The 11456-nt window shown below is 58.3% G+C and carries 10 protein-coding genes; 8 read left to right on the forward strand and 2 right to left on the reverse strand.

The genetic code is table 11. From position 1 onward, the window contains the following. Positions 1–91: 91 nt before the first annotated feature. The gene (locus AC3ZVB_RS28965; protein WP_490148475.1) at positions 92–508 is read right to left on the reverse strand and encodes a RidA family protein; all 417 of its coding nucleotides are present in this window, start codon (positions 506–508) and stop codon (positions 92–94) included. Positions 509–529: 21 nt separating this feature from the next. Then, positions 530–1840 (reverse strand): flavin-containing monooxygenase, encoded by a 1311-nt coding sequence (locus tag AC3ZVB_RS28970; RefSeq protein ID WP_490148476.1) that lies wholly within the window; start codon positions 1838–1840, stop codon positions 530–532. A gap of 332 nt (positions 1841–2172) precedes the next feature. Here AC3ZVB_RS28970 and tssB point away from each other — a divergent pair, with 332 nt between their 5' ends. From tssB to AC3ZVB_RS29010, 8 genes are all read left to right on the forward strand, one after another. Beyond that, positions 2173–2676 carry a type VI secretion system contractile sheath small subunit gene (gene tssB / locus AC3ZVB_RS28975; RefSeq protein ID WP_162438489.1) on the forward strand — a complete coding sequence of 168 codons (504 nt, stop codon included), beginning with the start codon at positions 2173–2175 and terminating at the stop codon, positions 2674–2676. Positions 2677–2711: 35 nt separating this feature from the next. Next, a complete protein-coding gene (tssC, locus tag AC3ZVB_RS28980; protein WP_162438490.1) occupies positions 2712–4250 on the forward strand; it encodes a type VI secretion system contractile sheath large subunit in 1539 nt (512 codons plus the stop codon). Positions 4251–4289: 39 nt separating this feature from the next. Next, entirely contained in the window at positions 4290–5645 is a 1356-nt protein-coding gene (gene tssK / locus AC3ZVB_RS28985; protein ID WP_490148477.1) for a type VI secretion system baseplate subunit TssK, read from the forward strand. Beyond that, positions 5642–6325 (forward strand): type VI secretion system protein TssL, short form, encoded by a 684-nt coding sequence (gene tssL / locus AC3ZVB_RS28990; RefSeq protein WP_490148478.1) that lies wholly within the window; start codon positions 5642–5644, stop codon positions 6323–6325. The genes tssK and tssL overlap by 4 nt, the downstream gene beginning before the upstream one ends. Before the next feature lie 7 nt (positions 6326–6332). Next, the gene (locus tag AC3ZVB_RS28995; protein ID WP_490148479.1) at positions 6333–8108 is read left to right on the forward strand and encodes an OmpA family protein; all 1776 of its coding nucleotides are present in this window, start codon (positions 6333–6335) and stop codon (positions 8106–8108) included. Next, positions 8074–8565 (forward strand): Hcp family type VI secretion system effector, encoded by a 492-nt coding sequence (locus tag AC3ZVB_RS29000; protein WP_162438494.1) that lies wholly within the window; start codon positions 8074–8076, stop codon positions 8563–8565. Before AC3ZVB_RS28995 ends, AC3ZVB_RS29000 begins: the two co-directional genes overlap by 35 nt. A 152-nt stretch (positions 8566–8717) precedes the next feature. After that, the gene (gene tssH, locus AC3ZVB_RS29005; RefSeq protein ID WP_490148480.1) at positions 8718–10946 is read left to right on the forward strand and encodes a type VI secretion system ATPase TssH; all 2229 of its coding nucleotides are present in this window, start codon (positions 8718–8720) and stop codon (positions 10944–10946) included. A 63-nt stretch (positions 10947–11009) separates the two neighbouring features. Continuing rightward, positions 11010–11378, forward strand: a complete 369-nt coding sequence (locus AC3ZVB_RS29010) for a hypothetical protein (protein WP_490148481.1) — start codon at positions 11010–11012, stop codon at positions 11376–11378. Positions 11379–11456 lie beyond the last annotated feature (78 nt).

Here is an 11456-nt window from a genome sequence, read left to right on the forward strand (position 1 = left end):
GAGTCAGAACTGAGTTTTTAGTCCCACCCCACCCCTCAAGTCTAAACATACAAGCGAGCTTGCTCGCGATACCGCAACTCGGTCCTCCCGACTACTCAGGAATCACCGCAATCACATCAATCTCCATCAGCCATTGCGGCTGCCCCAACGCCGACACCACCAATCCGGTCGAAATCGGAAACACACCTTTGAGCCACTTCCCGACTTCCTGATACACCGGCTCGCGATAACGCGGATCGATCAAATAGGTCGTGGTTTTGACAATGTGACTCAAGTCGCTGCCAGCCTCTTCCAGCAACTGCTTGACGTTGCGCATCGCCTGCTCGGTCTGTGCACGCGGGTCACCGAGGCCGATCAATTTGCCGTCGAAATCGGTCCCGACCTGGCCACGGACATACACCGTGTTGCCGGCGCGCACGGCCTGGCAAAGGTCGTTGTCCAGGCTCTGGTTCGGGTAGGTTTCCTTGGTGTTGAACATGCGAATACGGGTATGGGTTGGCGTGGACATGTGTGGCTCCTGAAGAAAGAATTAAGCACTGACCGGCGTTTTAGCCGTGACCGCATGTGGCTCGGCCTGACGTTGAGCGGCATCGTGGTAGTCCAGGTATGAACGCTGGATGGCGATGTGATCGGCCACGTATTTGGCGTCGTGCCAGACGCCCCAGATGAACGAAGAACCCCGACGGGACTGCCACGGCAGGCCGAGGAAATAAATGCCTGGCTCGCTGGCGACACCGCGCTGATGCTGTGGTTTTCCGTGGCCATCGAAGGCGTCAACCTTCAGCCAGCTGTAATCCGTGGCAAAACCGGTGGCCCAGATGATCGACGTCACGCCGGCCTTGGCCAGGTCGAGTTCCAGGATCGGATGAGTGACGCATTCCGGGTCCGGGAACGTGTGCCGCGCCTCGGGCTCTTCCGGCAGGTCCAGGCCATTGCGTTCGATGTAGGCGTCGGCGGCATTCAGCAGCGCCAGGTAATTCTCGTCACCGCGCGCCAGGTTCTCGGCCAGATTCGGCTGGAAAGTCGCCACCGCGCCATTGAACGCCTGGGTCAGCCCGACCAGCGTCATTCCGCGATGGGCCAGGCCCCGGAAGTCCACGGTGCGCCCGCCATGAGCACCACTGACCGCAATGGTCACGTGCTCCCGACCAGGCTTCATGGCGGCCTGATCCCACTCGCCGAGTACACCCAGCCACCAGCAGAAATCACGGTTGCGATAAGCGCGAGGAGGGCGGTCGTGTGCGCCCACAGACAGGTAGACCTTCTTGCCGGCGCGCTGCAATTCATCGGCGATCTGCACACCCGATGAGCCTGCGCCGACCACCAGCACGGCACCTTCGGACAACTGCGCAGGATTACGGTAGTCAGCGGAATGGATCTGCTGGAGCGGCACGTCTTTCGGCGCGATCGGCGGGATGACCGGACGCTGGAACGGCCCGGTGGCTGCGACAACACGGTTGGCTTCGATCACGCCCTCGGAGGTTTCGATGGTGAAGCCCGGACGACCCACATTACGTTCGACCTTCAGTACATCCACGCCGGTACGGATGGGGGCGTTGAATTTCTTTGCGTACGCTTCGAAGTAATCGGCTACCCGCTCTTTCGGGGCGAAGCCGTCGGGGCTGAGGTCGTCGAACTCAAGACCGGGAAATCGATCGTGCCACGCCGGACCGTTGGCCACCAACGAGTCCCAGCGCCCGGTGCGCCAGCGCTCGGCAATACGGTTGCGCTCCAGCACCAAGTGCGGCACGCCGAGTTTGCTCAGGTGCTCGCTCATCGCCACGCCAGCCTGACCGGCGCCCACAATCAGCGTGTCTGTTTTTGTTTTTTCAGTGGTCATCTCTCTACCCTTCGATGTGGGATTCAGGCGGTTATGGCCTGCCATCTCTTGGGCTCAAGACTAGGGATCACCCTGGTATCGGTAAAATATTATTAAGCTGGCATTTGAGTATAAATAACTGATGCAGAGTGTTTTGTTCCCCGTGACGGGTAGGAGCAGAGCGCATCTGCTGTTAATGACAGAGGTGTCTGTCAGGGTTTTCTATTTTTGCGTAGGAATCTTCTGGATTTTGTCCGAAGGGTGGAATGGCTCCGTCGGATGGTCCATCGTTTGCGCCACTGAAAGGATTTTTGTCACGGCAATGATTGTCGTGTGTATGTCTGGAGGCGGTGATGACGTCAAGCAGTTTTCAAAACGAAGTGCCCAAGGCACGGGTCAACATAAAACTCGATTTGCATACCGGCGGTGCGCAGAAAAAAGTCGAGTTGCCATTGAAGTTAATGGTGATGGGTGATTACAGCAACGGCAAAGAGCAGCGGGTAATCTCGGAACGCACCAAAATCGGTATCAACAAGAATAATTTCGACAGCGTATTGGCCCAGTTTTCCCCGGACCTAAAGCTGGCGGTAAAAAACACCCTCGTGGATGACAGCGCCGAAAGCCCGGTCGAATTGAATTTTCAAAGCATGAAGGATTTCGAGCCTGAGCAGGTGGCCCGACAGATCCCGCAACTGCGCGCACTGCTGGCCATGCGCAACCTGTTGCGCGACCTCAAGTCGAACTTGCTGGACAACGCCACCTTTCGACACGAACTGGAGCGCATCCTCAAAGATGATGCACTGAGTGATGAGCTGCGAGCTGAATTGGCCGCCTTGGCACCCCAGGAAAGTCGTTAATTCACTTCAGATTATTTAAAGGGAATTTTTTCGTGATGAACACAGAAAGTTCTAACGTGCAATCGCGCGGCGCTACAGTGTTGTCTGAAGAAAGCAAAGGCGTTTATAGCGCCCTGTTTGGAAAGATCAATCTCAGTCCAATTACAACATTGGGCGGAATTGAAGTTTTCCAAAATGCCGAAGCGCTTTCTGAAGCCTCTGTCGATGAACGGGTAACGGCCGCCGTCAGTGTATTCATGAATTTGCTCAAGCAGTCCGCACAGAAAGTCGAGCGTCTGGACAAGACGCTACTGGATGAACACATAGCGTCCCTGGATGCACAGATCAGTCGCCAGCTTGACGCCGTCATGCACCACCCTGATTTCCAGCGAGTGGAATCCACATGGCGGGGTGTCAAATCGTTGGTCGATCAGACGGATTTCCGCCAGAACGTCCGTATCGAATTGCTGGATGTCAGCAAGGATCACCTGGTCCAGGACTTCGAGGATGCACCGGAAATCGCCCAGAGTGGTTTGTATGTTCATACCTATATCCAGGAATACGACACGCCGGGTGGTGAGCCGATAGCGGCGGCCATTTCCAACTATGAATTCGACCGCAGTCCACAGGACATTGCCCTGTTGCGCAATATTTCCAAGGTGTCGGCGGCAGCGCACATGCCTTTCATAGGTTCTGTCGGTCCCGCCTTTTTTGGCAAAAAATCGATGGAAGAAGTTGCGGCCATCAAGGATATCGGCAACTACTTTGACCGTGCGGAGTACATCAAGTGGAAGGCCTTCCGTGATAGCGATGACGCGCGCTACATCGGCTTGCTCATGCCGCGCGTGCTGGGCCGACTGCCTTATGGCCCGGACACCATTCCAGTGCGCAGCTTCAATTACATCGAAAGCGTCAAGGGGCCGGATCACGACAAGTACCTGTGGACCAACGCCTCATTTGCCTTCGCTGCAAACATGGTGAAGAGCTTTATTGCCAATGGCTGGTGCGTGCAGATTCGGGGCCCTCAGTCGGGTGGCGCCGTCACCGAGTTGCCGATCCACTTGTACGATCTGGGTACCGGGAACCAGGTGAAGATTCCATCGGAAGTGATGATTCCGGAGACTCGCGAATTTGAATTCGCCAACCTCGGCTTCATTCCACTCTCCTATTACAAGAATCGCGATTACGCTTGTTTCTTCTCGGCCAACTCGACCCAGAAGCCGGCGCTGTACGACACGGCGGACGCCACTGCCAACAGTCGGATCAACGCACGATTGCCCTACATCTTCCTGCTCTCGCGCATTGCTCACTATTTGAAGCTGATCCAGCGCGAGAACATCGGTACGACCAAAGATCGTCGTTTACTGGAACTGGAACTGAACAAATGGATCGGCAGCCTGGTGACTGAAATGACGGATCCGGGTGACGACTTGCAGGCGTCGCACCCGCTGCGTGATGCGAAAGTCACAGTCGAAGACATCGAAGACAATCCAGGCTTCTTCCGCGTCAAGTTGTATGCCGTACCGCATTTCCAGGTGGAAGGCATGGACGTCAATTTGTCCCTGGTTTCGCAGATGCCCAAAGCGAAGGCCTAAGCCCCTTCGAACCCAATCACTTCGTAGGGAAACGACGTAATGAAGATAGACCGCCCCTTATGGGTCGCGGGGGCTCTGTTGTCTCCGCAGCAATTCCAGCAGCAGGCGCGCTGGGAAGCCTGGGCCAACGAGCGACTCGCGCATTTGTCCCTGGTGCATCCCTGGGGCGTTCAGGCCGTGGCGTTTGACCTGCAAGCACTGCGATTGGGCAAGCTCAAAGCCACTCAGCTGTGCTTGCGAATGCCCGATGGCACCTTGATCGATACCGATCATATAGACCGGCTGCCACCAGGACTGGAGTTGACCAGCCTGCTGCCCGATGACATTCAGAACCCGATATTGGTATTGGCATTGCCACTGGAACAAGCCAATGGCAACAACTGCCTTTTCGACGCTACCAGGGCAGATCGGCCGATCCGCTATCGCCAGGCCTGGCGTGATGTGCAGGACGTTTATGCCGACGAGGTGCAATCGATCGCCGTTCTGGAGCACATGCTGAGCCTGCGCTTCGATCACGACGAGAACGGCGATTACCTGACATGTCCCATTGCACGTCTGGTGCGCGACGGGCAGGGCGGATGGAGCCTCGATCCAGCCTATGTGCCGCCGCTGCTCAGCTTCGCAGCTCATCCCGGCTTGCTGATCCAGTTCGACAACCTGCTGACCCAGCTGGCTGCCAAGCGCCAACGACTGATGGGCATGCGCCGGGAGAGCAACCAGCGCATGGCAGACTTTGCCGTGGCCGATGTATCGCTGTTCTGGTTACTCAACGCCCTGAACACCTACCAACCGGTACTGATGGATTTCAAAGCCTGGCCCGTGCGACATCCCGAACAGGTCTATCTGGAATTGACGAAGCTGGCCGGCGGCTTGCTGACCTTTTCCCTGGAACACGATCTCGACCAGATACCCGCGTACCGGCACGAACATCTGGAAGCGGTGTTCCCGCCGTTGATGCGCATGATCTCCACGCTGCTCGAGGCGAGTCTTCCTTCGCGGGTTGTTGCACTGACATTGGAGAACAGCAGCGCCAACCGTTGGCAAGTCACCCTCAATGATGCCCGACTGCGCGAACGTGATAGCGCGGACTTCTATCTGTCCGTGCGGTGCCGGTTGCCAGCGGTTGAACTGCAAGGTCAGTTCCCGCGCCTGTGCAAGGTCGGTACCCCGGATGATGTCGATCATCTGATCAACGCCGCGCTCGATGGTGTGCCGTTGCAATCGCTCAGCCATGTCCCGGCAGCCATCCCCCTGCGTCTGGAAAACCAGTACTTCGCCCTTGATCTGAGCCATCCCAAGGGGCAAGCCATGCTGGCGGCAGGAGTCTGTGCATTCTACGTCCCGAGTACGCTGGTCGATGTGAAGCTTGAACTGTTCGCGGTGCTGCGCACATGAACCTGAACCTATCCAACGACCCTACGTCGATGTCCGTGGATATCGACGCCCTGTTGCAGGACAGCTACCTGTTGGTCGTGGAGCTGCGACAGGGGGCTTGCGCGCTGAACACAGACAAACTGTCGGCGCTTTGCATCAAGCAGATCGAACTCGTTCGCCGCCTGCTCAAGGAGGCAGGCCTGAGCTCGCGCAGCATCGACCACATCAGCCATGCTCAATGCGCTTTGCTGGATGAAACCGTGCTGGGTCGCGGCAAGGATGAAGACCATGCCAAATGGGCACGCAAGCCCTTGCAGGCAAGGTTTTTCAACCGTCATCAGGCGGGTGAGTTTCTGTATGAAGACATGCGCGAAGTGCTGCGCGAACCTTCGGCCGACCTGCATGTGCTGACAGCCTTTCATCGGGTGCTGATGCTCGGTTTTCAGGGCCGTTATCGTGATGCAAACGACCCCGAGCGTGAACAACTGGTAGTCGCCCTGGCAGCCCGTGTAGCGCCTTTGAAACTCAGTCATACGTTACCGACCCACGTTAATGTGGGTCGCCGGATGAAGGCGTTTTACTGGTTGCGTTCGCCATTGGCTCATGTGCTGGCGGCCAGCCTGCTGCTCGTGGGTGTCTGGTGGGGGCTGGATCATCTGTTGAATGGCGTCATCGCCTCGCTCTCATCGGTCCAGGCGTGAGGGGCAAATGACGCTCAAACTCAACAAAGCACTGTTGCTGTGGACGGGTGCGCTTGCATTGGCGCTGCTGGCCTTTCTCCCGCTTGCAGGCTGGGGACAGGTATTCGCGGCGTTGACGGTGATGTGTGGCGTCGCGCTCGCGTGGATTCGGGCAGTACGTCGGGCTTCGCGCCAGCGCAAACGCCTGGAGTTTGCGCACAGATTGACGCTGCCTCCAGCGGCTTACCGTCAGCCAGTAATACTGGTGTGCGGTGACGGCCTGGATGGCCTGTTTGGTGCAACAGCCGACGAACAACCCGCGCAGCGAGTGACCGAACACGGATGTTATTTGCGGGTATCTCCTCTGGAGCAACTGCCGCATTTGATCGACAGCATCATGGCCGTGCGGCCGCAATGGTGCGGTCAGCTCAGTGTGATGTTCGTTGCCAACCCGGCTGAACACGCTAATGCCGCGATGCTGGCCGGGCAGGTGCATGCGTTCAGCTATCAGTGGGCACAGAGTCGCAAGCACTGCCCGGCACTGCCGCTTCTGCTGGTGAGCTATCTGCAAGCTTCACGAGGCGAGGGGCCCTGGTTCAGCTGGGAAGCAGGCCAATCGAATTCACGTGTTTACGAGGCCGGCGCTTGCCACAGCCTGGGCGAATGGCAACGTCAAATTGTCAACGGCGTGGCGACGACCCATCGCTTCCAGACCAGCGTGCAACTCGACAGTGCAGCGGCTTGGTTGGCTGATCACGTCATGCCACATTTGACGGCCTATAAACGCCATGCTGTCAGCCCGCCGACGGTCAGTGCGATCACGCTTGTGCCGGCATTGCCCCATAGCGTGAAAGGCAACCTGTGGCAGCAATGGCTGCGTGACAAGGGGGCGCTAGTGGATCACGCGCCAGCGGTCGGCACGTCACTGCCGTTTCCCGACCCCTTGCTGCATTTGCTTCCCACGAAGGCTCAACGATCTCCGGTGCATCTCGCCGGTGTGATTGCCGTGTGGTTGTTCACCGCCGCAGGTGTCATGGCCTTGGCCAGCTCCGCCTGGCAGAACACTTTGCTGCTACGCCAGGTCAGTGATGACCTGCGCCGTTACACGACCATTGCGCCGTTAGAGCACCGTGACAGGCCCGGGTTTGTCCTGCGTGAGGAGGCATTGAGTGCTCTACGCGAGGACGCAGCGCGTCTGGACAGTTACTACCGGGAAGGTGAGCCACTTGCATTAGGACTCGGCCTGTATCGCGGTGAAATTCTGCGAGCCCGGCTGCTGTCGACGATTGCCGATCACCGTGAACTCTCGGCGGGACCAATGCCCGTGGGAGCACCCAGGCCGGTGCGGCTGAACAGCCTGTCGCTGTTCCGTACCGGTAGCGCACAACTCAAGCCTGAGTCGACCAAGGTACTGATCGATGCCTTGAACGACATCAAGGCTCAGCCTGGCTGGTTGATTGTCATCACCGGGCACACCGACGCCGTTGGCAGTGACGATCACAATCTAAAGCTCTCCCGAGACCGCGCCTCGGCGGTGCACGACTGGATGCGCCAAATGGGTGGCATCCCAGACAACTGTTTCGCAGTGCAGGGCATTGGCAAAAGCCAACCCATCGCCAGCAATGACACCGAAGCCGGGCGCTCGGCAAACCGTCGCGTCGATATCCGTCTGGTGCCGGAAGTGGGGGCGTGCGAGTTCCCCACGGCGGGACCAGACCTGCAACCCCCTGTCGCCCTACGCGACATTCATCCAAGAAAAGGAGTTTCACATGGCAATTCCGGTTTACCTGTGGCTGAAAGATGACGGCGGCGCCGACATCAAAGGGTCGGTGGACGTACAGAAGCGTCAGGGAAGTATTGAGGTGGTCGCCCAGGACCATAGCCTTTATATCCCGACCGACAACAACACGGGCAAGTTGACCGGGACGCGGGTGCACACCCCGTTCCTCTTTACCAAGGAAATCGATTCATCCAGTCCGTATCTCTACAAGGCGGTGACCACCGGACAGACGCTCAAGAGCGCCGAGTTCAAGTGGTACCGCATTGATGAAGGCGGCGAGGAGGTCGAGTACTTCATCACCAAGCTGGAAAACGTAAAGGTCGTGAAAGTCGCGCCAAAAATGCACGACGTCAAGGACCCGGCCAAGGAGAAGCACAACCACCTGGAACAGGTTGAGTTGCGTTACGAAAAGGTCACCTGGACCTACAAGGACGGCAACATCATCCACTCCGATTCCTGGAACGAACGCCAAAGCGCCTGATGCAACAGGTCCGGCAGACAGGTTCAAGTCTGCCGGGCCTCTGGTGTGCAGGGTTGAGCGTCTGTTCGCGGGCGCTCAGCCAAACACATCAAGCGCCAGGCTTATTGCTTGCCCCGACGACACCTCGCGAATACCGAACAAGGATGTAACGCATGACACAGAATTCCACGCGCTTGCTTCGCCGCCTCAACCCCTACTGCGCCCAGGCGCTCAGTGCGGCGGCTTCGTTGTGTCAAAGCCGTGCCCATGCACAGGTCAGCATCGAGCACTGGCTGCTCAAGTTGCTGGAGCAAGGCGAGGGCGACATGACACTCATTGCCCGACGTTATGAATGGGATATGGATGGCCTATGGCGCGGTCTGCTTGACCATCTCGATACGCTGCCGCGCAGTGTGCAGAGCAAGCCCCAGCTAGACGGCAATCTGCAGGAACTGATCAAAAGTGCCTGGTTGCGGGCGTCACTCGAAGGTCACGAAAACCTGCGATCGGCACATGTGCTCGGCGCCTTGGTGGAAGCTCCCAACCTGCTCGCGTGCGATGCGGCCTGGCCCTTGCTCAGCCTTGGCCAAATTCAGCTGCAACGATTGTTCCCCCTCCTGGATCAACATTCCGAAGAGCGCCCGGAGGTGCAGCAACCAGACGAGCTTGGCAGCGCAGACGTGCTTCAACCGCTCGCCACTTCACCAGCCCGTGACGCCCGGAGCGACGCTTTGCAGACGGTCCTGGACAAGTTCACCCAGGACATCACCGCCAAGGCCAGGGCAGGGCACATCGACCCCGTATTCGGTCGCGATGATGAGATCCGTCAGGTCATCGACATCCTCAGTCGTCGGCGCAAGAACAATCCAATCCTGGTCGGCGATCCTGGAGTTGGCAAGACCGCACTGGTCGAAGGCCTGGCGTTACGCATTGCCGAGGGCAATGTGCCCGACAGCTTGAAACCGGTGAGTGTGCGCACCCTGGACTTGGGATTGCTACAGGCGGGGGCGGGGGTCAAAGGCGAGTTCGAACAGAGGCTGAAAAATGTCATCGATGCCGTACAGCAGTCGGCTAATCCGGTACTGCTGTTTATCGACGAAGCCCATACCCTGATCGGCGCCGGCAACCAGGCAGGCGGCGCCGACGCCGCCAATTTGCTCAAGCCGGCCCTGGCTCGGGGCGAATTGCGCACCATCGCCGCCACCACCTGGAGCGAATACAAACAGTATTTTGAGCGTGATGCCGCCCTGGAGCGGCGCTTTCAAATGGTCAAAGTGGACGAACCAGATGACGTCAATGCCTGCCTCATGTTACGAGGTCTCAAAGCCCGTTATGCCAGTCATCACGGCGTGCACATTCAGGATGCGGCGGTTCAGGCGGCGGTCAACCTGTCACGGCGTTATCTGACGGGTAGGCAATTGCCGGACAAAGCCATTGATCTGCTCGACACCGCCAGTGCGCGGGTGCGCATGAACCGCGATTGCGAACCTCAGGCACTGGTCCGGATCAAGGCAGGCCTGGCAGCTCTGGAACTGGAACGACAGGCGCATGAAGAGGACGTGCGGCTTTGCGGCGGTACTTCAAGCGAGCGCCTCAACATGATCGCCACGCAAGAAGCCGAACTCCTTCAACAGCAAACCGACCAGCTGCGGCAATACCGACTCGAGCACTCCCTGACCCGGCAATTGCTTGATGAACGCCAGATCGAGCCCCCATCGTTGAGCGTCCGCGCACAGGTGCAACGGCAACTCGTCGAGATCCAGGGCGAACAACCATTACTCTCCCTGGATGTCGGTGTGCGTGATGTGGCCGAAGTCATTGCCGACTGGACCGGCGTGCCCCTGGGCAATCTGCTCAAGGACGAACAGACCAGCCTGTTGGCTTTGGAACAGCAGTTGAGCGAGCGGGTCATTGGCCAGAATTGCGCGCTGAGTGCGCTGGCCCAGCGCCTGCGCGCCGCCAAGACCGGCCTGACGGAAGAAAAAGCCCCGCTGGGGGTGTTCCTGCTGGTGGGCACCAGTGGCGTCGGCAAGACCGAAACCGCCCTGGCTTTGGCCGACTGCCTGTTTGGTGGCGAAAAATCGCTAATCACCTTGAACCTCTCCGAGTATCAGGAAGCTCACACGGTTAGCCAGCTCAAAGGTTCGCCGCCGGGTTACGTCGGTTACGGCCAGGGTGGTGTATTGACCGAAGCGGTGCGACAGCGGCCCTACAGCATCGTATTGCTTGATGAAGTGGAAAAGGCGCACCGCGACGTCCTGAACCTGTTCTATCAAGTCTTTGATCGTGGCTTCATGCGCGATGGCGAAGGGCGTGAAATCGACTTTCGCAACACCGTCATTCTCATGACCTCAAATCTTGGCAGCGATGTGCTGCAAGCCGGACTTCAGGAACAACCCTAAGCATCGGACAGTAACCTGCACGAATGGCTGCGGCCAACCCTGCGTGAGCATTTTCAACCGGCGTTGCTGGCGCGTTTTCAGACCCTGATTTATCGGCCGTTGCAACCCGAGGCACTCAAACAGATTGTTGCGCTGAAACTCGCTCGGGTCGCCAACCGCCTGCAGCGCCATTACGGCCTGAACTGTGTGATCGACGACTCACTGAACGATGCGTTGGTAACTGCCTGCTTACTACCCGACACCGGCGCCCGCAACGTCGACAGTCTGCTCAACCAGCAGATCCTGCCCGTTCTCAGTCAGCAATTACTGCAGCGTCAGGCAGCCAAACAAAAAAACCGCAGCGTCACCCTCAGCCATAGCGACGATGAAGGCATCACGCTGTGTTTCGCCGACGCAATGAGCGCGGATATGCCTGTCGTGACGGAGGCCTGAACATGCTTACCCAACTGCCCGCTTTCTTCGACCACAGCCGCCACAAACTCGAGGTCCGCCGCGTCGACCTGCCCCTCG

The sequence above is a fragment of the Pseudomonas sp. MDV22-iso1 genome, assembly GCF_058145095.1.

Excerpts from the sequence above, each read along its gene's own strand:
- AC3ZVB_RS28965 (WP_490148475.1), bottom strand. The coding sequence starts at position 508 with ATGTCCACGCCAACCCATACCCGTATTCGCATGTTCAACACCAAGGAA.
- AC3ZVB_RS28970 (WP_490148476.1), bottom strand. The coding sequence starts at position 1,840 with ATGACCACTGAAAAAACAAAAACAGACACGCTGATTGTGGGCGCCGGT.
- tssB (WP_162438489.1), top strand. The coding sequence starts at position 2,173 with ATGACGTCAAGCAGTTTTCAAAACGAAGTGCCCAAGGCACGGGTCAAC.
- tssC (WP_162438490.1), top strand. The coding sequence starts at position 2,712 with ATGAACACAGAAAGTTCTAACGTGCAATCGCGCGGCGCTACAGTGTTG.
- tssK (WP_490148477.1), top strand. The coding sequence starts at position 4,290 with ATGAAGATAGACCGCCCCTTATGGGTCGCGGGGGCTCTGTTGTCTCCG.
- tssL (WP_490148478.1), top strand. The coding sequence starts at position 5,642 with ATGAACCTGAACCTATCCAACGACCCTACGTCGATGTCCGTGGATATC.
- AC3ZVB_RS28995 (WP_490148479.1), top strand. The coding sequence starts at position 6,333 with ATGACGCTCAAACTCAACAAAGCACTGTTGCTGTGGACGGGTGCGCTT.
- AC3ZVB_RS29000 (WP_162438494.1), top strand. The coding sequence starts at position 8,074 with ATGGCAATTCCGGTTTACCTGTGGCTGAAAGATGACGGCGGCGCCGAC.
- tssH (WP_490148480.1), top strand. The coding sequence starts at position 8,718 with ATGACACAGAATTCCACGCGCTTGCTTCGCCGCCTCAACCCCTACTGC.